Genomic DNA, 21,783 nt, shown 5'->3' with positions numbered 1-21,783 from the left:
ACACCGAGGTAAACCAACGGATAAATCAAGGTTAATATACTGATATTTCACATATTTAATAATCATGCATTACAATATCCCACTCATCAGGTTAGTGATATGGATCCCACTTTACAGGGACCAAAATGAGCGTAGAATCCACCGGGTTTCCAATTCCCTATCGTTAATAAGGTAATCGTTTATGTTTGCCATCTATGAATCCTATAAAGCGGGTTTACTTAAGCCAAAACAATGGATCACCAATATCAGCGCAGGATTGATCGTTGGGGTCGTGGCGCTGCCACTGGCGATGGCATTTGCCATTGCATCTGGAGTGAAACCAGAACAAGGCATTTATACCGCGATTATTGCCGGTATCATCGTGTCCCTGTTTGGGGGATCACGTGTGCAAATCGCCGGCCCAACGGGCGCGTTCATCGTCATTCTTGCCGGCATCGTGGCGCAATACGGTGTGGCCGGTTTGCAAATTGCCACCATGATGGCCGGGGTCATTCTTCTGATCCTCGGTGTTGCCAAACTGGGCAGCATCATTCGTTATATTCCAGCGCCGGTGATTGTCGGCTTTACCAGTGGTATCGGTGTCATCATCTGGGTCGGTCAATGGCAAGAATTCTTTGGTTTACCGGCCATTCACGGTGAACACTTTCACCAAAAGCTGATCGCCATTTTTCATGCGTTCCCACAGTTTGATCTCACCACCACACTGCTTGCGGTGTTCTCTTTGGCGCTGGTGATTGGCGGTCCGAAAATTCCAAAACTGAATAAAATTCCAGGCCCACTGCTGGCTTTGGTGGTCGTGACCTCACTGCAATACACCATTGGTTTCGATGGCGTACGCACCATTGGTTCTGCGTTTGGCGGGATTCCACAAGGGTTACCCAAACTGGCGATTCCTGACATCACCTTCTCACAGATCATTCAGTTGATTGGCCCTGCGTTTGCGATTGCGATGCTGGGCGCCATTGAGTCGCTGTTGTCAGCCGTTGTGGCCGATGGCATGGCAGGCACCAAGCACAACTCCAACCAAGAGCTGGTTGGTCAGGGTTTAGCGAACATCGTCGCGCCCCTGTTTGGCGGTATCGCAGCAACGGGCGCCATTGCGCGGACGGCAACCAATATTCGTAATGGCGGGAACAGCCCGATTGCGGGTGTGGTACACGCTGCGACCTTGGTCATCATTTTGTTGGCACTTGCGCCACTGGCCGTCAACATTCCGCTGGCAACGTTAAGCGCCATCTTGTTTGTGGTGGCGTGGAACATGAGTGAAGCACCTCACTTTATTAAGCTAGTAAAACGCGCGCCAAAAGCGGATGTGGTGATTCTGCTGCTGACGTTCGGCCTGACCGTGTTTGCTGATTTGGTGGTGGCCGTGAACATTGGGGTCATCATTGCGATTTTGCATTTCGTCAAACGGATGGCATCCAGCGTGGAAGTGAAAGCCAGTACTTCCCACGACTTGGGTAGTGAGCTGCGCACACACAACTTGTCGCAACTACCACGAGAAATTGCCGTTTACGCGCTGGAAGGCCCCTTCTTCTTTGCGGCTGCTGAAACGTTTGAGCGGGTGATTAGCACCATTCAAGAGACACCGGAAATCCTTATTATCCGCTTGAAATGGGTGCCGTTTATGGACATCACCGGTTTACAGGCGCTGGAAGAGATCATTGAGAGCTTCCAGAAGAAAAACGTTAAAGTGCTGATTTCCGGCGCGAACCCTCGCGTCACTCAGAAACTACGTCGCGCGGGCATCGTTCAACTGGTGGGTGAATACCACTTCTATGACGAGTTTGAAGCCGCGCTGAGCGCCAGCTTGGCGGAAATTGAAAGCCGTCAGAGCGCTGAACTGCCCGCCTCATAACGTTGCATTAATTATCCATTCCCGATAAAGCCCTTGAGTTCACAACTTGAGGGCTTTTTTCTGTCCGTTTTGTCGATAAAACCGCCACTCCTGTTTTCTCTCTTCATAAAAGCCGACGACTCTGTGCCCGCGATCACACAAAGAACACAAAGCGTTTTAAACAAATAATTAACCAGTGTAACAATGGCAAAACAAATCACTATGATTTGCACATCTCGCAGTGCAATGGAATGAATATTTAGCCCTTTTTAATGAATAGTATTGCAGAGCCATTAAAAACTGGATATTCTTGCACGCATGAGTAAATACGGATGTTTAGTGAATTAATATGCCAGGGATTTGGATTTAATTGACTAGTAGTCACACGAGAGAAGTAATGCAAGATAATGCTCAAACCTTAGAATCCCCGGCAGAGACGAACACTTCCGGCAGTTTTTGGATGTTCTTGATCCCGTCACTGGTCGGGGTCTTTCTATTTATGGCGCCAATCAGCTACGACGGTTCATTGACCATCCCCGTGGCCATTCTGGCGAAATCCATCCAAGCGCTGTTTGGTGACAGCCTGGTCGCGATCGTGACCGCCATCATCGCATTTATGTCGGTTGCCTCCGTTTTGACTAAAGTTTTCAAACCGGCATTCATCACGCAAAGTGGCTTTTTAAACAGCCTGTTTAACCCAACTTGGGTCTGGTTGCTGGTGCGTGTGATTGGTGGTGCAGCGGTGATCATGACATTCTTCCAAATCGGTCCAAAAGCGATTTGGGAAGAGAACACTGGGGGTTTGGTGTTGGAAGGCCTTCTCCCAACCCTATTCTCTGTGTTCATTTTTGCAGGCCTGCTGCTACCATTGCTGCTGAACTTTGGTTTGTTGGAACTCATGGGCGCGCTGCTGAGTAAAGTGATGCGTCCGCTGTTTAACCTGCCCGGTCGCAGTGCGATTGACTGTGTTGCGTCATGGCTTGGCGATGGCAGTGTCGGTATTCTGCTGACCAGCAAACAGTACGAAGACAAATTCTACACGCAACGTGAAGCGGCGGTGGTCGGCACCACTTTCTCTGCGGTCTCCATCACCTTCAGTTTGGTCGTGATTGCGCAAGTTGAGCTTGAACACCTGTTCCTGCCGTTCTACGCAGCGATCTGTTTGGCAGGTTTTGTCGCGGCGATCATTATTCCGCGTCTGCCCCCACTCAGCTGGAAGAAAGACACCTACATCGATGGCAGCAAGCCAAACCCAGATCAAGATGCCGTGCCAGAAGGCCACTCCTCTTTCTCTTGGGGGATGGAACTGGCGTTGACTAAAGCGGGCAAAGTAGACTGCCTGAAATCCGTATTTGGTGAAGGCATTCGTAACGCCGTTGACATGGTATTCGGCGTACTGCCGGTGGTGATGGGCTTGGGAACCATGGCGCTGGTTGTAGCAGAATACACACCGGTCTTCTCGGTACTGGGCCAACCGTTTGTGCCTTACCTTGAATTGCTGGGTGTACCCGAAGCGGTTCAAGCATCACAAACCATGGTGGTTGGTTTTGCAGATATGTTCATTCCATCGATTCTGGCCGCGTCAATCGACAATGAAATGACCCGATTTGTTGTCGCAGCCATGTCGGTCACTCAGCTGATTTACATGTCAGAAGTGGGCGCGCTGATGTTGGGCAGCCGTATTCCAGTCAACATTCTGGAACTGTTCATCATCTTCATCGTACGCACGCTGATCACCCTGCCGGTGATTGTGGGTGTTGCCCACCTGATTTTCTAACCCATCGTTTGACGTCGCTCTCGACGCCACACGCGAAAAGGCTTCCACTGGGAAGCCTTTTCTTTGTTCGTCATCTGAACCAATCAGTTAAACTAATCATTTAGTCAATAATTCATTTCATTGCTCAAACTCTCGCCTTATACTTTAAACAGCACCACAACTTCGAACCATCACCCGCAGAGGGAATTCCTTATGATAAGGCACCTGTCTTTCATCTGGTTGCTGCTGTATAGCGTCCACAGTGCCGCGGTCGAGATCACCGTCAAAGTGGGTGAGCACGCGCCACACACCATGACACTGGTGCAGTTGCAGTCAGCGCTGCCGGTGAATGCCTTCACCACGCACGTCCCTTGGTTGACCGAACCGCACACCTTTACTGGTTTTACGCTGACCGATTTACTCAAGTATCTCAAGGTCGAGAACGCCGAGTCGGTGTCGCTGATCGCACTCAACGATTACGCCGCCAACATTGCCATAGACGATGTGCAGCAATACAACCCGATTGTGGCCTACTTTTTGGATGGTAAACCGATGCGCGTGCGAGACAAAGGCCCGTTCTGGCTGGTCTACAACCTCAGCGCTTATCCGCAAATAGACGAACCGATGCACTACACCCAAATGGTGTGGCAGATTAAAGAGATATTGATTCACACGCATGATTAAACCGATACAAAGTCAGGCCCTCCATCCTTGGGTCTACCGTGCAAAAACATTGCTGATCCTCATCTCTGCGCTGCTGGTCGTGGCGAATCTGTACACCCTCAGCAGCACGCGCGATCTCGCGCGATCGTACAGCGACCAGCAAAATCAGGCGACGTGGTTTTTGTTTCAGTTGACCAAAGAGTTTACCGAGATGATTGCGGAATCGCCGTATGCGATCCATTCCGAGCAGAAGATGGCGCGCGTGTGGCTCAAATACGAGCTGACATGGAGCCGCTTTGACGTGATCCTCAACAGCCGTGAAGCCGAGGGGTTTATGGGGTTAGAAGGCACCTACCCGTTTTTTAAACGGGCCTTTGACGATTTTAAAATGCTGGAGCCCTATTTGATGGCTGCCAAAGACGAAGCCTCTATGGCGCGCTTTGAGGCCCAATCGCAGCAGCTTTATCAGCGCATCATCAGCTACATCAACGAAAACTTTAAGATTCAAAGCCCGATTTACCTGCACCAAAAACAGCAAGCGTACTGGCTGACTCAGATTCAGTTTGCCTTGATGTTTGTGCTGTTCGCCTGCATCGGTTTGGTCAGTTACATTTTGCACGCAGAAGCGCGTTTTCATAAATTGCTGGCGCTGACCGACCCACTCACCGGGTTGTCGAATCGCTTGGCGATGTTTGCTGCGCTAAAACGCTACACCGTGCAGCAGTCATTTTCGCTGCTGTTACTCGACCTGAACGGATTTAAAGCCATTAACGATACACTCGGTCATCAAGCCGGCGATTCGGTGCTCAAGCAAGTTGCATATCGACTGGCGCACATTCCGACGTTCGATTACTGGGTATTTCGCATGGGCGGCGACGAGTTTGCCATCATTCTCGACAGCGTTGACCCCGACGATCTGGCGGGCATGCAAACCCTGATTATGGAATGTTTTGACGCGGCGTTTCAGTTGCCAAGCCTTGAGTCCTATCCACTCAGCACCAGCATCGGCGTCAGCCGCTTTCCTTACGATGCGCTCGACATCAACCAACTGGTCCACATCGCCGACAAGAACATGTACCAGATGAAGTTCCAACAAAAAAGCCCCTCATAAAGAGGGGCAAAGTTACCATCGCTTATAGTTATAATCAGGTTCTTTCTCTTAACCGAAGTCACCGTTCACGTAGCCTCGTGTGCGGTCATCTTGTGGTTGGTTGAAAATAATTTGGGTGTCGTTGTGCTCGACCAGCTCTCCCATCAGGAAGAACGCGGTGCGGTCTGAAATCCGGCGCGCCTGCTGCATGGAGTGCGTGACGATCACGATCGTGTAGTTCTTTTTCAGCTCTTCCATCAGCTCTTCGATTTTATGAGTCGCAATGGGGTCAAGTGCCGAGGTCGGTTCGTCCATCAAAATCACATCCGGTTCCATCGCGATGGTGCGCGCGATACACAGACGCTGCTGCTGACCCCCTGATAAGCCGAATGCGTGCGACTTCAGGCGATCTTTCACTTCGTCCCACAGCGCGGCGCTGCGCAGTGAACGCTCCACCACTTCATCGATGTGTTTTTTGTCTTTCACGCCTTGAGCACGCAGGCCGTAGGCCACGTTTTCATAAATGCTCATTGGGAATGGGTTTGGCTTTTGGAACACCATGCCGACTTTGATGCGCAGGTCAGCCACGTCGACGTTGCCATACACATCTTCGCCATCCATGGTCAGTTTGCCGGTAATTTTGACGCCTTCAATCAAATCGTTCATGCGGTTCAAGCAGCGCAATAAGGTTGATTTACCACAGCCAGACGGGCCGATGAGCGCAGTCACCTGACGTGTAGGAATCGGCAGGTTGATCGATTTCAGCGCTTGGTTCTCACCGTAAAACAGGTTCAGGTTTTCAATGCTAAATTTGTTCATTGTCTTTATCTCGTAAATTCTGTCAGTCGTGTCGGTTTAGTAAGTCGCCGTATTGAATCGCTTCGCGATCAATTTGGTAAACATGTTGATGAGCAACACGACGACGATCAGGACGGTCGCTGTACCGTATGCCTGATTCCACTCTTCGATAGTAAACAGCTCAGTGGTCAGCTTGTACAAGTGCACAGTCAGCGTACGGCCTGAGTCCATCAAGGAGTCCGGAATACGCGCAACCATACCTGCGGTCAAAAAGACCGGCGCCGATTCACCGATCACACGACCGATACTGAGAATGACTGACGTCATAATACCTGGCATTGCGCTTGGCAAAATCAAACGCCAGATAGTATAGATTTTTGATGCGCCAAGGCCGTAAGAGCCTTCGCGATACGTTTGTGGCACCGCCATCAACGCTTCTTCTGTGGTTCGAATAATCACCGGCAGAATCAGGATACTCAAGGTCAATGCGCCCGACAGAATCGAGAAGCCAAAGCCCAGAATCGCCACGAAGAACGTCATACCGAACAGACCGAAGATGATTGATGGAATCCCCGCCAGCGATTCGGTACAGAAGCGAATCACTTTCACCAGTCGGCTACCCACTTTGGCATATTCAGTCAGGTAAATCGCAGTCATGATGCCAAGTGGCGCCGCCACTGCAATCGATGCAATCACCATGTAGATGGTTGAGACGATCATCGGGAAGATACCGTGCTCATCGCCCGTACGCGTGTAGTTGTCGGTAATGAAGTTCCAGTCTACATGCTGCAAGCCATTCGACAGAATGTACCAGATGATCCAGAACAGGAATCCAACCGTCAGTGCCGCAGCGAGCCAAATGAAGCTGCGCAGCACGTTGTCTTTCAATTCACGAACTTGTTTTAGTTTTGCGCGATCCATCGTCATTACCTCGCTTTCTCACGGTTCAGGTACAGCAGTGCCGCGTTCAACATCATGATGAACACCAAAAGCACCACACCGGTCGCGTACAACGCATTGGCGTGTACACCGCTGGCGTACGACATTTCGATCGCGATGTTTGCGGTCAACGTACGCGCTGAGTCCAGAATGCCTTGAGGCATCGCTGGCGCGTTCCCCATCACCATGATGATGGCCATGGTTTCGCCCAATGCACGACCGATCCCCAGAATCACACCGGTCATAATCCCGGAACGAGCCGCAGGAACGAGCAATTTGAAAATGGTGTAGATGTTGGATGCACCCAGCGCCAGAGACCCCTCTTTGTAGGTTTTTGGCACCGCGCGAATCGAGGTTTCCGATACGGTAATCACCGTTGGCAGAATCATCACGCCAAGGACGATGATCCCCGCCAGAATGGTGTTACCGGCTGGCACCTGAAAGATGTTTTGAATCAGTGGCACGATAATCACCAGGCCAAAGAAGCCGTAGACCACCGAAGGAATACCCGCCAGGAGTTCCACCGCAGGGCGAATCACATCAGCCACACGTTTAGGCGCGATTTCCGCAATGAAGATGGCCGTAAGCACACCAACCGGTACGCCCACGATCACGGCGCCAAAGGTCGACACCACTGACGCGACGATCATCGTCGCCACACCGTACAGTGCTGGTGGCAGCCAATCTTGGCCTAAAACGATACCCGTAATGCCGGCTTCTTGGAAAGCAGGGATACTTTCTCGAATAATGAAGTAGGCAATCACGGCGAGCGATACAATACCGATGACTGCACTGGTTAAAAACAAACCGTGAAAGAGGCGCTCTTTCCAGTCGATACGCTTTTTAGCGCGTAAACCGCGCTTTGTTGCTTGCGTCTTTGCACTGTTCATAAGCTGGTCACTATTTGTCGCGATGGTCATATTCATCTCACTTGTCGAACGAGTCGAGGTGGATTGAAAGCGCTCAGCCCTAATTAAGCGGGCTGAGCAAACTGATTAAATGGGGTTCTTAGTTCACAGGGATGTAGTGGTGAGAAGCAACAATCTTTTGCGCTTCGTCAGACAGCATCCAATCCAGGAATTTCTGTGTTTCAGCCGATGGTTTGCCTTCTTTGTACAGCACCAAGAATGGGCGAGCGACTTTGTAAGATCCTGCTTTCACATTCTCTACGGTTGCTGGCGTGCCATCGATCGATAGAGCGTGTACTGAACCATCTACTGTACCCAGTGAGATGTAACCGATTGAGTATGGGTTAGAAGCAACCATGGTTTTCAGGCCGCCGTTACCGTTAGCAACTTGCGCGCGCTGAGAGATGGCAGACACTGTTTTGCCAGAGATTTTCTTTTTCAGTTCCATGATTTCTTCGAATGCACCGCGTGTACCCGATGCTGTGTCACGAGTAATCGCAACGATTGGCTTGTCTTCACCACCCACTTGTTTCCAGTTGGTGATGTCGCCTTTGTAGATTTCTGATACTTGTTCTGCGGTCAGGCCTTTCACTGTGTTGCTTGGGTGCACAACAACCGCGATGCCGTCACGAGCGATCACTTCTTCAACCAAGGTTGGCTCTTTCTCTGAATCCTTCAGATTACGAGAAGACATGCCGATATCCGCGCTGCCGTTTTTCGCCGCTTTGACACCTGCAGATGAACCTGGGCCTTGCACTTCAATAAACACTTCCGAATTTGTCTTCATGTATGTTTCAGAGAAAACTTCCATCAGTGGAGTAACACTGCTAGAACCCACTGCAGAGATGGTCTCTTTTGCTGAAACTGGGTTAACTGCTAGAGCGCCTAGAAGAGCGATTGCACCGATTACTGTCTTTTTCATCACAATTTCCTTAAGTGGCTTTATTGCCGTTGTGTTTCACTTGGACGAGGGTCACTTTAGGCCTCGAATATGACAGTTGTGTTTCAGTTCATTGAAAAGTCGATGACAGGTTGAAATATTTGCAGCGGAGAAAAACTCTCTGGTTTGTCCCTGTTTCATTCGCAAAATCAAACATTTCACGCTCGCACATTGATGCCATGAAACACCGTTTTTTATAACGCATTGAAAAGGTTCATATTTCCACTTTAGCCGCTAGAACTGAAAAGCATAAGACAGTTAAAAATCCGATTGAAATCTTATAGTTAGCAGATATTATCTGGGGTGCTATTCATAAAAATGATAATTATTTTCTCCCCAATATTTCAGAAGAGGACCACCATGCGCCAGTTACTGAGCGGTTTGTCGATCAAGCTGCAAGTTGTAGTACCGGTGTTTATCACCATGTTGTTGCTGATTTCAGGGATCAGCTACAGCACCACCACGCTCAAACAAGCGTTTCGCGACATGTCGCAATCGACCGAAACACTGGTCAATCATAAAGATGAACTGACCGACATCATCGACAACACGTACGCCATGCGCATCAGCGCCATTTACAGCCTGTTCCAACCAGAAGAAGTCAACGCCTTGCCTTCTGTGCTCAAGCAGCGTCAAAGCGAAAACCTCGCGCACCTGAACTCGCTGGCCAAAGTGGCGGGGCTTGAGAACGAAATTGCCGAGCTGCGCCGCGCCATGCAGCGCTACGTGGATTATTCCATCCAAACCATGATTCCGCTGCTGAACACCAAACACCATCAGCAGGTGTCTGCGGCTTTTGATGCCGAATATGAGCGCGCCACCGACGTGTATCGCGATGCGGGGCGTGACATGGTGAATGCGATTCAAGCGCTGTCCGACCAACTCAACACGCTTGCATTGACTGACCTTCACGCCAATGAAGCGCACAACCACAGCGTGATGGACATGTCGTTGGCGGGTTTGATTGTGGTGTTACTGCTGGCCGCAGTCAGCAGTTGGCTGCTGGCGGGCGTTATCGTGGCGCCGATTCGTCAGCTACAACAGACGGTACGCGAAGTCGCGCACGGGAACCTGCAAATTCAAGCCAACGAGGAAGGAAACAACGAGATTACGGAACTGGCGCGCGATGTAAACGCCACGGTGTCTCAGCTACGCAGCACCGTGGATGCGTTGATTCGCATCAGCGTCGATGTGGCGTCTGCCTCGACCGAGCTGGCCACGGTGATGACGCAATCTAGCGTCAACTCAGATCAAGAAAAGCAAGAAGTGGAACAAGTGGCCTCGGCGGTGAATCAATTGGAAATCGCCGCGGGCAGCGTCACCGATAACGCGACACGTGCCGACAGCGCCGCGCAGCATGCCAATCAACTGGCACAAAACAGCCTGAGCATGTTCGAACAAAGCAATCGTGCCAACGCGATCATGACCGATAAACTCAGCGATGCCGCCCATGTGGTGACCAGCTTGAAAGAGCAATCCGAACGCATCGGTAAAGTCATTGAAGTGATTCAGAGCATTTCTGAGCAGACCAACCTGCTGGCCCTAAACGCAGCGATTGAGGCGGCACGCGCCGGAGAAAGTGGGCGCGGGTTTGCCGTGGTGGCAGATGAAGTGCGTATGCTGGCAGCGCGCACGCAAGATTCGACCAAAGAGATTCAGGTCATCATTGAAGAGCTGCAAGATAAATCCGGCATGGCGAACGACAGCATGAATTCGAGCTTGAAAATGCTGCAAGACAACCAAGCGTTGGCCGCGAAGGTGAGTACGGCCTTGGAAGAGATCAACGGCTCAATTGCTGAACTGAGCGCCGTCAACACGCAAGTGGCGTCGGCATCGGAAGAGCAGAATCAAGTCACCTCCGACATCAACCGCAATCTGGGTAACATCTATGAATTGGTGAGCCAGAACGTGACCGGCATTACGCAATCAGCCGCGGCAGCACAAGAGCTTTCGCAACTGGCCGAACAACAGAAACAGCAACTCAATTACTTTCGCGTCTAACGCCAAGGCACACGGCCATTCCCCTGATACGCCGTATTATGCACAATAAAAAACCACCTTCTCAGAAGGTGGTTGAAAAAGAACAAAGCCGCCTGATAAAGGCGGCTTTTTGATGCTTTATTCGTCGTCGACTTTCGGCGCCACTTTCTTCTTCGGAATGAAGACGGTATCGCCTACAGCCACGTGATCGTAGAACCCTTTATCACGCTTCACGGGTTTCTTCGCCACTTTCTTCGCTTGCGGTTTCGCTTGGCCACGTTGTGGCTTGGCTTTGTTCACAGGCTGACGTACTTTCAGGCCTTTGAACTTTCCTTGCAAACCTTCCAACACATCAAATTGAATGTCTTGCTTCAGGTAGGCTTCTACGCGTTTGAAGCTGTCCCAATCTTTTGGACCCACCAGCGAAATCGCATCACCTTTGTTGCCCGCACGACCCGTGCGGCCCACGCGGTGCACATACTCTTCCGTATGTTTGGGCATGTCGAAGTTAATCACGTGCGTGACGTTGGCGATATCCAGACCACGTGATGCCACATCGGTCGTCACCAGAATCTTAAACACCGCACGTTCAAACTGACTCATGATGGTATTGCGCTGAATCTGGTTCAAGCTACCACTCAGCGCCACGGCTTTGAGTTTGCGTTCGTTGAGTTTCGCCGTGAGACGTTCGGTGTCATTACGGGTTGCGGTAAAGATAATTACCTGACGGTAATCGGCATCATCCAGCACGCGATCCAGCAGCGCTTCTTTATGATCCAAATGGTCACACAGGTAGAAACGTTGGGTGATATCTTTGTGTTGCTCGTTCGAACCACCGACCGCAATGTGCTTGGCATCGTTCAGCATCTCGTACGCGATGTCGTTCACTTGCGCGTGATCCAGCGTCGCAGAGAACAGCAACGTCTGACGACGGCGGTGTTTCGCGGCGTTGTGAATGTGGCGCAATTGCGGCGCAAAACCGAGATCCAACATGCGATCTGCTTCATCCAGAATCAACGTTTCCAGACCTTCCAAGAACAGAGAGCGGTGCTCCAAGTGATCGGCCAAACGCCCTGGGGTCGCCACGATAAATTTCGGGCCACGACGCAGCGCTTTCACTTGGTCGTTAAAGTTTTCACCACCGGTGATTAGAGTGGCAGTGTAGCTCAGGCCCGACAGCATGGTACGCAATTCACCGTACACCTGTTTGGCCAGCTCACGGGTCGGAACCAGAATAACACCTCGCGGATCACGGGCTGACAACGCTTTGGTCTTCAACGCTTTATGAAGCATTGGCAGCAGAAAGGCTAGCGTTTTACCCGAACCCGTTTTAGATGAAGCCAGAAGATCTTTTCCGGCCATGGCAACAGGAATAGCCTGCTGCTGGATTTGGGTCGCTTGCTTGAAATCAAAATGAGCCAAAGTTTTCAATAAGCGATTGTCTAAACCTAAATCTTTGAACTGCAAAGGATTCTCCAATATTGTTGTAGCGCCTTGCACCGCAAGGCTAAGGTCAAAATAAAAAACGCGATATGATAGCGCGAATAGTGCACAAATAGATAGAGATCACACAAAATATTCTAAATGTAGCAGCAAAATGGGGAAGCGCGGATCAACGCGTGTCTCTCAGGAGTGAGAGCCTTCGTCAATTAATTGATTACTGGATAAAATTTTGGATTATTTTGACTTTGTGGATATAGGCGAAGATTAAAATAATGTCTACACTTTAAATCGTCACTATATGGACAAAAATGTATAGGGCGTAATTGATAAATGTAAACAAGGAGTTCGATATGAACAAAATGTTAATCGCAGCTGCAGCGTCATCTGTACTTCTACTGGCAGGTTGTGCATCAGGTCCAGACGAAGCGACCACAGCAAAATTGGATGAACTGAACAACCAAGTTAGTCAGCTAAGCGATCAAGTTGCATCGCTGAAAAGTGACCATGCGGCTATGATGTCGAAAGCGAATGCCACTTCAGATGCAGCCATGGCTGCTCAAGAAGAAGCAGCGCGTGCAAACGAGCGTATTGATAACATCGCTCAGTCTTACACGAAGTAAGACGAACCACAATAAAAAACCTTTATATATCAAACATTTAAATATTTGATAAGGTTTGAATGGCGATGAAGTGGCGACGAAATTTGATGTCGCCACTTTTGTTTTTACGGTTGTACTACCGCACCAGAAGAGTGACGCAATAAATCCGGCTTAAGCCTACTTTGCCTTGCTAACCAATTTCGGTTACGGTGATTGATAATGTGGCCTTACTAGTCATAAAATTATAAATACATTAAAATCAATAACTTATTAAGACACTGAGCCATGCTTGTCCCAAAAACGTCCACATCTCAATACTCATGTTTAGGTGAGTAAGATTAATCCCAACAAAAGCATTCCATTTTATTGTTGCCAAACATCATACTTTACCTAATATGCTTAACGCCTTGTTATAATTAGTTTTCGCAGAACTCAAGTTCAATACTTTTTATGAAGTCTTGATAGAAAGCAAGCCCCAAAGAAGCTACCTCTATTGGAGCCGACCACGGTAACTCTATACCTAAATGTTGTCGTGGTGGGTCGTACCATTTTTTACTGCTTAGAACACGCAATAATTCAACTCTCTCGGGTAAAAAGTGATAAACAATCGGGTGACTACCTTGATAGGATGAAATACGTCCACTGCCATCAATTGAGAAGTGCTCAATATGGACATAATCACCTTTACCACCAATTGTCATAAACTGCTGTGCACTTTTGGGCTCAATCATTTCTTGCACAGAATGCTGATCACTATGTCTTGCATGGTAGAGGTATTTTAAAAGCGGATCTGATTTTCTTAGTTTTTTGTATCTTCCCTGCCAAGGTTCAAACTTATTCCGAATAGGCTGGCATACTCTCTCGGCTTTGACCCAGCATTTCTCTATTGCACCAAGAAAAATTCGCCATTCATCTTCAAACTCCTCTAGCGTGCTCGACTCTTTCATACGCACAATGGCTCTTTCAGCAGATTCCAACTCTCTTTGAGCTGGTCGTAGTAACTTACCTTTTTCCACTTGGACCTCCATGGAGTTATTACGCTCTATAGACGGACTTTTCCGCCTTTGCATTCCGTCTATGTTGCTGCTATTTGTTATGAAACTCAACTGTCATCAACTTGGCCTATTGGTGTACTGGCTAGGTCGTGCACTCATTGGGTCTGAGAAGCTTTGGTCGGGTGGACGACACTTGTTACCAAGTGCCGTCTCCCTAAGAACCCAGCGTGCAACTTTCACTGCACTGGGCTCAAGCCTCCACTAAGGCATCGTTTGATACCCAGCAACTCACAAAGCAGTTGGAACAGGTTCAATCCAAGAGTTACGTGCTTGTCTTTTTGACTTCCGCTTAGCCAAGTATTCTTGATAGTCGGGGTCATAAGGGATTGCGGCACTTCGGATTTTCACGTGTCGTTCTATTGGCACTTTCGCAATTTGGAACAGATTGAACTGACAATCCATGTTCGTGATTTTCTGCCAACCATGAAATTGCCATTGGCCTTTTCGATTGAGAAAATACTTATGAACAACCCAGTCTTTAGACTTGGTTGGATGACGTCTAACTGCCCAGTGCCATAGTGCTTGGAATAGTTTGTGGTCTACATACCCGAATACTTGTTTAGCAACGCAGTGGCGGTAGTAATTCGCCCATCCTCTGAGTTTTGGATTTATCAGTTTGATAAGATCATTAACGGGGATAGTTGCGTGCTTTTTGATAAGCTCACGTAAATTTCTCGAAAATAACAGTGTGTTGAACTTGCTCGGTTTAATGAGCAATTTCCCTTTGTACTTCCTATGGTTGAAGCCCAGAAAGTCAAAACCATCATCAATATGAGTAATCTTCGTTTTCTCTTCGGATAGGGTTAACCCTCTTTCAGCCAGAAAGTCAGCAATCAACGGTTTGATATCGCTCACTAGCACTTCCTTTGAAGAGCAAGTGACCACGAAATCATCAGCGTAACCAATGAAATTGGCTTTAGCTCCTTTTCTCAGTGCTGTGGATTTTACGCGTTGCTCTAGTCCTGCAAGGGTCATTAGCATCAAGGTTGGAGATATTATCCCTCCTTGTGGTGTACCCTCATCGGTGTCGTAGAACAGGCCTTTATCCACAAAGCCAGACTTCAGCCATTGCTCTAACATACGTTTATCTACGGTGATATTTTCCATAAGCCATTGATGCCCGATTTTATCGAAGCAAGCTTTAATATCGCCCTCAAGAACCCATTTTGCTGATTTCTTCTGTGCCAAACATATAAAGCACTGACTAATGGCATCAGCGGTGCTGCGGTTTGGTCTGAAACCATAACTATTGAGGTCGGCTAGTGTTTCAGAAACAGGCTCTAGTGCAAGCAGGTGGAGCGCTTGTTGCGCTCTATCTATCATACACGGAATACCTAGAGGTCTGAGTTTGCCATTCTTTTTAGGGATGTAGATCCGTTTGAGTGGTTTTGCTTTGTCAGTCTTGCGACTCAGTTGATTAACCGCTTTCATACGGCGTGCATCTGTGTTCCAGATGACACCATCTATTCCAGGCGTTTTACTGCCTTTGTTTTGAGAGACTCGCTTAACTGCCAAAAATTTAGCAGAGCGAGAATGAGTCAAGAGCCACTGTAAGGATTTCACCTTACCGTATTTCTTTTCTCTCGTTGCTTTTGCGATACGCATTTGAAGCTTTAATACGTGCGCTTCAGCGGATTTCCAGTCAATAGACTGCCACTGAGCACCGTCAGAAGATGCACTAATCTCTTTCGAGATCATCATTTGCTTTTCTCCTTAAATAAAGTTCTTCAAATTCTCTCGCAAAGGGAGACCAGTCGGAAGTGGGCTCACTTTCGTGATCAGGCATGAGCCTGTATCTGCATCATTACAATGCAACTTTCGCTTTTTCCGACCTCCTCTACCTGCATCACTATCGGCCACAAAGGCTTTCCCTTAGGGAGTGATACAGGCTTACCCTGTTCCGTACGTTACGTAAAATGTCAGGTTAGATGCCCACTCTAGTGCGGGGAGCGTATCGATCACGAAAGAGCATTGCCCAATCTCTTTCCGACTCCCATTGCCTTTTTGGCTACAGCGTAATAACCACTTCCGCTGCTTCATCGTATAACGCACCTTAAATGGATTCACTTACGTTCATCATACTGACTACCTAGCACTCACCCGATTTGTGGTTATCAGGAGGATCTTCTTCTCACGATTCAAATCCCGAACGGGATATTCCCGCTCTTCGTTACATTGTCTGAGCCGCTGCTTTATTCAGGCTCATAGGCTCATCTGGTGATACAGAGGGTTCACTCATAAAGCGGTGAACAACGCTTCATACGACTTCAGGTCGCACGGGCAGATACGAGTTAGATTAACCATTCATAGGACCTTATAGGTACTTGGAAAAATCACGTTTTCCGTCATTGCTTGACTCTCTTTTACCGTTCTCTTTTTCAGACTAATCCCTTGAATAATTTTGAAAAAGTAAAATTTCTATTAGATTGACGCCAAAGCCTTGCCCTGTCTGGCTTCACCTCCTGAAAAAGAGATCTTTAATTTTATACATTAGATCGTTAAAAACCTGACGGAAAACGACTAAAAACATTTAAAATCAACACCTTACACTCCAAATCAAGATCCTTACAGATCATCATTATTGCAATTTATCGAAAAAAAACGCAATTCTTGAAATTCTATTAGGCGCGATATAAGCCCTTTTCTGCGGCTTTTCTTATCACTCTAAACCCCTTATAGCAAAAGGCTTTATCGCGTGTTCTACGTCTTTCCTAGCCCCGTAGATTTTCACTAAATCAAAATTGCGAAAAAATCAGATCGAAAGTGTCGCAGGTGGGGAGGAGGAGTGCGGATTCCGTCACCTAGAGGTGGCCTTCCGCCATGGATGCTCCTATTTGTGGTTTAGCCGCATCGGGCGCGTAATTGCTGCTGATGTTCGAGGCAAAAGAAAAGCGCCCTTGGTGGACGCTTGGTATGGCTAGAATCGGTTCCTAGATAATGGGATGCTCTCCGGCAGAGCTGCCACTCGATATGTTTGCTTTGGCATTTTGTGTAATTTCGTCATACACAGCATTGGCGATAGCTTCTGCCATCTTCCCTGCCATGGCGAATTCACCTGTAAGAACGAACCCTTGTGCTTGTAGTTCGCTTTCCAACTTCGCTTTGAGAGATGCTTTACTCATTGCCATGTTTATTTACCTGCCTTAACTGTCGATGACAAATCAGAGTGAGGCTTGCCTGTGTAAGCACAAATGCAGTCACCTTGCACAACACCTTTACCACCATTCATGGTGATGAGGTCAGCGACTTCTATGATTTTCTTGGCCGTAGTGGTTTTGTTGTTTGTGATTTCTTCTATTTTGTCTTCCAACACTTTGATGCGTTGGTTTAAACATTCGGTGATGTTGTCTTTGTCGGTCTTGCTTTCGAAGTTGCCCGCTTCATCTACCAATTGGTAAACACCTTGGCGTTGTTGGTATCGGCTTTCACCTTGCTTGATACTTGGTAACTTAAAACCAAGCGGCAGTACACAACGAATAAAAGGCTTGTCCGGTTGCCCGAACATAAACCCAATTTCTACGATGCTGCCGATCGCAGGTGGCTCAAGTCTACCGGCGTATTCACCCACACCTGGTATTGGTAGTGGTACCGCCTGAAGTGGTGATTTGTCTTTGAACTCCACGCCCTTTTCATCAAGCAGCTGAACGTCCACCGAGTAATGCGGATAAAAGCGATCAGACATGTCACCCTCCTCTGGCAGCTCAGGTAACGCCACCACCTTACCCCATCGTGGCAAATGCCAGCGTCCAGTCAGTTCTGGAAACAGTCGGAAGATAATCCGCTTAATTGCATTTACGTCCATGTCAGCTTCACCTCTGTTCCTTGGAAATCAACGCCCACCAAACGCAGGCCATTGACGATTGCACCCGGTCTTAACTTTGGGCTTGCAGGTATTTTCACTGACTTGGCCGTCGTGTGCCCCGTCATCAGGTTATCAGGAATCGTAACTGGCTTATCGGCCCAGTAAGAGTCTTTCCAAGTGCCCACATAGATTTGGCCGTTGCCCTGCTGCTGCCAAAACAGGTCTTCAATACCAAAAGCTTGAGACAACTCGTCCATCACCCGATATCCATTACCATCACTGTAAAAGCAAGGGATAGACGTTTTACTGTAGGCCGCTTCCGGAACCACGAACTGCAGTCCAGTTTTGTTGGTCACATCGCTGAGTAATTGCATCAATGTCGGATGACGAAGCGTGATATCTAACGGCTTAAACAACAATGCCGCCAGTTCTCGACAAAACAGTTCTGACCACCCTTTTTCTGATGCTTGCACACGTTCGATGTAGCCAAGGAATACCCGCGAAATGCTGTCACCCCATCCGACATCTACGGCAATGATAGTGTTTACCTTCGGAGTACCTTCAACGGAAATCGAGCAGCGACCAGGTGTATTAACATCAAAAAGAATGCGATGGTTCTTTGCTTTAACCTTTTGACTACCAAGATAGGCTCGGCACACGAACTTGTGGTTTGGTTCCATTACCTCCCCCCTATGACAATATTTCGTCTAGTGATTTAAGAAACTTCATGATGCCCGTGAGTTCGACGCTGGTATCCGGCGGAACATCTTCACTTTGCCCTGTTTCTACCGGAGTAGTCACCCCTTGCACCTGCTGTTGAGTTGCTGGCTTATCTTCCTGTCGCTGTTCAACACGCTCAGGAACGGACAAGTGCTCAACCAACTCGAAAGCGACGTTCCATTGTCGGTTGCTCTCTTGCTCATCGGCTCGAATCGTTCCTTGGAATTTAACCTGGCGAATTTTGAGTGCAGCGGCCGTGTTGTTGCTGATGCGGTAAATCTGGCGGGCACTGTTATCTTGCCCGCCTGCCATGGTGAAAAGGTTGCTAAGGGTTTCACTCTTGTTGAATGGGATCACGCCACTAACCGCCAACACTTTACCTTTGTTACCTGTTTCGGCTTGGTCAGTCGATGAGGACTGGCCGGACATATCTTGTCCGGCGAGCTGTTGGCGTACACTGATGCGCAGGCTCTTAAGTGAGATTTGAGTGCCGTTAAGGGTTAGCATATATCCAACCTGTGCAGATTCAGACGGAAATAATCCTCGATAGTTACGGAGAGAACTCCCGTAGTTTCATCAATGGTCGGCGGTACAGTAAATCCATCTATTGAACCCATTGGCGTGGCGTTCAGCATATACTTACCTGAAGGCATTCTAGTTACTGCTAAATAATAACCACCAAACTTATTCCCATTTGTCGACTGCCAATGTGTCGTCAAGCTCCAAGTTGAAACAATTCCGGCTCTGAGATTACCTGGCGAGCTATAACGATAGTCGTCTACTATCTCATTAAACGTATACGTTCCAGCCACACCACCAATATCCAATGAGGATGACAATGTTTGACCTAACACTCGCCCTGTTACGGTCAAACTTTTCTTACATTCAACATCACCATCTCTGACTACCTTAGCGACAGCTAACTCTTTATCAGTAAGAGGAATAAACTCATCATCAAAGATATAAAACGAACCAGGCTGAATAGCGTCTACTGCCTCAAAGTCGAACAAGTCAAGCGCTTGAGGATAATTACCCTCCGAGTGGAAATCGGCCAAGTATTTACAATCAAAGTAAAAAACTACGCCATTTTCACCACCGCTAGCGACATGCGATTGTAGCTTGCCAAGGCGGATAAAATGGTTTGATGACAGGGAAATATCACGAACCACACCGACACCGTTACGACCTCGAACATGGAGTACTTTTGCGATTTTCTCACCAAAGCAAGAATCCATTCGAACGCCAAACGTAAAACCTGTCATCCCGACACTATCAAGAGTCGTGTCGTTAACCCGTAAACCTGCCTTGTAATCTCGACGATACTGCGGCAAGGTTCGGTCATACCCTAACAACGGATCAATGCCTCCTGGACTGTCATACTGACCGTTACCGCTCAATCCTACTCCATTCAATCGTAGTGATTTTCTAAGCTGAGAAAGATAAATACCATCCAGACGATTATCTAAAAATCCACCGCCCAAAAACTCAATGTATTCCGTCGCACAATCCACACCCTCAATATAGCCAGTGTAAAGACCATGACCATTACATGACGAACTCTCCACACCGCTAAGTCGGGAAACCTCAAGGCCATTGGGTAGAAATATACCGTGACTACCTGTTCCGATAACGCGAACATCAAGGCTTCGCTGGCCAGTACCTTTGTAAACGTGGGGAGTTGCCGATGCTAATCCGTGCTGGCTTACCTTTCGGTGGTCACCGACTACAGCAAATCCCGCAACATTAAACTTGGTACCTAACTCAGCAGTAAATATACCGCCATCAAGATCACTAATAACCGCGGGGCCATAGCAAGTTTCAGTGACCATTTCTTTCCAGGTAAAGTTTCGTCCTTGATCGTCCCAATTAAAATAGTAATTCCAATTAGGCGTATTAAATACATAAGTACCATCAGGACGTCGCAAGAACATCGGGTCCGCTCCACCTTTAACACCACTGGTGCTTCGAATAATGGCATCACCAATTTCAACTGGTTCGGCGCAGTAATAAACATGCTCCTCATAAAAATACACAGGTCTTTGATTCAATTTTGACCAAAGCGCGGCACGGTTAAAGGCATCAGACGCAGATTCAAACACATAATCAAACTTATATCGCTTCGCTCCAAAGTGGTTAAACGTAATGGTTTCTGCATCCCGAACCCAACGACCAGTTCCGCTCGAAATCGAGTCTGGTTTGATGGTTACACCGCCATCATCGGCATCATCTGATTGTTCAGACCAATAGAATGCACCACCTCCGTCATCGTAAGGCGCATAATAACCAAGCACACGAACACGCTGGCTAGGGTAAGATCCAACATACTTTCTCAATTCAAAAATATTGTCTAATTGAGTTGTGGTCTTTTTAATAACCCACTCTTTATCTGCACTCTCTCCATCAGGTCTCAAATCACTCACTGAACCATCGGCCAGAACCTGGGCAATTTTGCACACGAAATGTGGGATATCTTTACCAGTCGATGAGTCGATGTAATCGTCTTTCTCTTCGGCCGTGATGACGAAATCAAACAGAGTGACCTGCTCCCCTGTTGGTGTGCCTTCACGGTGCGCGTCGATGTAGATGAACGATGGTTTGTTGGGTACCTGAACGCTGCGGTCAAACTCCATGCTCACACGGTTGCCCGATACATAACCGGCACCCGCTTTGATGTTGTATGCGCTGCCTGATGGCGTAACCAAGAAACCATCTTCGATAAACCAGTCTTTGCCGTTCTGGTCGATGATGGACTGCGCCACATCGCTGTCCATCTTCTTCATACGGTCAGTGGCGTTATATTGCCAGCTGGATGCATCCACCGTGATGTTGGTGATTTCCGCGATGTCTTTATATTCAAGAACGACCGAACGCACCAAGGTATTACCCGCGACACCCGGCTCATCGGCTGTTTTAGGTGTAAGCGCGTGATGGTCAATCGTGACTAATACGCCGTATTCTGAGCAGTATGCGCCTGTCCAGTTGAACTCAAACGGACCAACATCGCTGGTCAAAGTAGTGCTGTAGATAACCGAGTCTGCAGAAAGGCGGCCGCGCTGTTCCACCTGCTCTTGATGAACAATATCGTCCGTCGGGACCACATCATCTGGCTGTGGGAACTCTGGACGGTTCGGAACATTCGCAAACATCATCTTGTCGATGATAAGTGGCTTTTCTTCAGCGTTAAGCTGTGCCAACAGTGCTTTACCTGCGGCGGTTAAAATTGACTTGTCAGTGGTATTTGCCATGTTTAGTA

Annotated in this window: 18 protein-coding genes; 6 read left to right on the top strand and 12 right to left on the bottom strand. The window is 48.3% G+C overall.

The genetic code is table 11. From position 1 onward, the window contains the following. Positions 1-181: 181 nt before the first annotated feature. From ACF8PK_RS15325 to ACF8PK_RS15310, 4 genes are all read left to right on the top strand, one after another. Positions 182-1,858, top strand: coding sequence for a SulP family inorganic anion transporter (locus tag ACF8PK_RS15325; protein WP_004727292.1), 1,677 nt, complete (start codon positions 182-184; stop codon positions 1,856-1,858). A gap of 376 nt (positions 1,859-2,234) precedes the next feature. Continuing rightward, positions 2,235-3,614, top strand: a complete 1,380-nt coding sequence (locus ACF8PK_RS15320; protein WP_014257923.1) for a YjiH family protein — start codon at positions 2,235-2,237, stop codon at positions 3,612-3,614. Between the two features lie 192 nt (positions 3,615-3,806). After that, complete coding sequence (locus ACF8PK_RS15315) at positions 3,807-4,277, top strand: molybdopterin-dependent oxidoreductase (protein ID WP_158108309.1); 471 nt, start codon at positions 3,807-3,809, stop codon at positions 4,275-4,277. Next, entirely contained in the window at positions 4,270-5,367 is a 1,098-nt protein-coding gene (locus ACF8PK_RS15310; RefSeq protein WP_014257921.1) for a GGDEF domain-containing protein, read from the top strand. Before ACF8PK_RS15315 ends, ACF8PK_RS15310 begins: the two co-directional genes overlap by 8 nt. Before the next feature lie 48 nt (positions 5,368-5,415). Here ACF8PK_RS15310 and pstB read toward each other — a convergent pair whose 3' ends face one another. The 4 genes from pstB to ACF8PK_RS15290 form a co-directional block, all read right to left on the bottom strand. After that, positions 5,416-6,165: a phosphate ABC transporter ATP-binding protein PstB gene (gene pstB, locus ACF8PK_RS15305; protein ID WP_004727297.1), complete on the bottom strand. Its 750-nt coding sequence runs from the start codon at positions 6,163-6,165 to the stop codon at positions 5,416-5,418. Positions 6,166-6,201: 36 nt separating this feature from the next. After that, a complete protein-coding gene (gene pstA, locus ACF8PK_RS15300) occupies positions 6,202-7,065 on the bottom strand; it encodes a phosphate ABC transporter permease PstA (protein WP_004727298.1) in 864 nt (287 codons plus the stop codon). Positions 7,066-7,070: 5 nt separating this feature from the next. Further along, positions 7,071-8,003 carry a phosphate ABC transporter permease subunit PstC gene (gene pstC, locus ACF8PK_RS15295; protein WP_038151743.1) on the bottom strand — a complete coding sequence of 311 codons (933 nt, stop codon included), beginning with the start codon at positions 8,001-8,003 and terminating at the stop codon, positions 7,071-7,073. Positions 8,004-8,091: 88 nt separating this feature from the next. Continuing rightward, complete coding sequence (locus ACF8PK_RS15290) at positions 8,092-8,913, bottom strand: phosphate ABC transporter substrate-binding protein (RefSeq protein WP_041943291.1); 822 nt, start codon at positions 8,911-8,913, stop codon at positions 8,092-8,094. A 378-nt stretch (positions 8,914-9,291) separates the two neighbouring features. Between ACF8PK_RS15290 and ACF8PK_RS15285 the strand changes: the two genes are divergently transcribed. Further along, positions 9,292-10,932: a methyl-accepting chemotaxis protein gene (locus ACF8PK_RS15285; protein ID WP_392442163.1), complete on the top strand. Its 1,641-nt coding sequence runs from the start codon at positions 9,292-9,294 to the stop codon at positions 10,930-10,932. Between the two features lie 117 nt (positions 10,933-11,049). Here ACF8PK_RS15285 and ACF8PK_RS15280 read toward each other — a convergent pair whose 3' ends face one another. Then, the gene (locus ACF8PK_RS15280) at positions 11,050-12,378 is read right to left on the bottom strand and encodes a DEAD/DEAH box helicase (RefSeq protein WP_055464917.1); all 1,329 of its coding nucleotides are present in this window, start codon (positions 12,376-12,378) and stop codon (positions 11,050-11,052) included. 326 nt (positions 12,379-12,704) lie between these two features. On the opposite strand from ACF8PK_RS15280, the gene ACF8PK_RS15275 reads away from it, so the two are divergent. Next, positions 12,705-12,974 carry an Lpp/OprI family alanine-zipper lipoprotein gene (locus tag ACF8PK_RS15275; protein WP_004727303.1) on the top strand — a complete coding sequence of 90 codons (270 nt, stop codon included), beginning with the start codon at positions 12,705-12,707 and terminating at the stop codon, positions 12,972-12,974. Positions 12,975-13,369: 395 nt separating this feature from the next. On the opposite strand, the gene ACF8PK_RS15270 is transcribed toward ACF8PK_RS15275, so the two are convergent. The 7 genes from ACF8PK_RS15270 to ACF8PK_RS15240 all read right to left on the bottom strand — a co-directional run bounded on the left by ACF8PK_RS15270 (position 13,370) and on the right by ACF8PK_RS15240 (position 21,775). Continuing rightward, positions 13,370-13,969 (bottom strand): hypothetical protein, encoded by a 600-nt coding sequence (locus ACF8PK_RS15270; RefSeq protein WP_392442159.1) that lies wholly within the window; start codon positions 13,967-13,969, stop codon positions 13,370-13,372. 267 nt (positions 13,970-14,236) lie between these two features. Continuing rightward, on the bottom strand, positions 14,237-15,709 hold the full coding sequence (gene ltrA, locus ACF8PK_RS15265) for a group II intron reverse transcriptase/maturase (RefSeq protein ID WP_392442156.1): 1,473 nt from the start codon (positions 15,707-15,709) through the stop codon (positions 14,237-14,239). A gap of 1,229 nt (positions 15,710-16,938) precedes the next feature. Next, positions 16,939-17,136 (bottom strand): hypothetical protein, encoded by a 198-nt coding sequence (locus ACF8PK_RS15260; RefSeq protein ID WP_392442153.1) that lies wholly within the window; start codon positions 17,134-17,136, stop codon positions 16,939-16,941. A gap of 2 nt (positions 17,137-17,138) precedes the next feature. Then, positions 17,139-17,810: a hypothetical protein gene (locus tag ACF8PK_RS15255; protein ID WP_392442150.1), complete on the bottom strand. Its 672-nt coding sequence runs from the start codon at positions 17,808-17,810 to the stop codon at positions 17,139-17,141. Then, a complete protein-coding gene (locus ACF8PK_RS15250) occupies positions 17,801-18,490 on the bottom strand; it encodes a hypothetical protein (RefSeq protein ID WP_392442148.1) in 690 nt (229 codons plus the stop codon). Before ACF8PK_RS15250 ends, ACF8PK_RS15255 begins: the two co-directional genes overlap by 10 nt. 10 nt (positions 18,491-18,500) lie before the next feature. After that, positions 18,501-19,037, bottom strand: a complete 537-nt coding sequence (locus ACF8PK_RS15245) for an adenine glycosylase (RefSeq protein WP_392442145.1) — start codon at positions 19,035-19,037, stop codon at positions 18,501-18,503. Then, positions 19,031-21,775, bottom strand: coding sequence for a phage tail protein (locus ACF8PK_RS15240; RefSeq protein ID WP_392442143.1), 2,745 nt, complete (start codon positions 21,773-21,775; stop codon positions 19,031-19,033). Before ACF8PK_RS15240 ends, ACF8PK_RS15245 begins: the two co-directional genes overlap by 7 nt. Between the last annotated feature and the right edge of the window lie 8 nt (positions 21,776-21,783).

The organism is Vibrio sp. CJQ_6, assembly GCF_043106745.1.
Lineage (GTDB): Bacteria > Pseudomonadota > Gammaproteobacteria > Enterobacterales > Vibrionaceae > Vibrio > Vibrio furnissii.
This window is presented reverse-complemented; position numbering and strand designations above follow the sequence as displayed.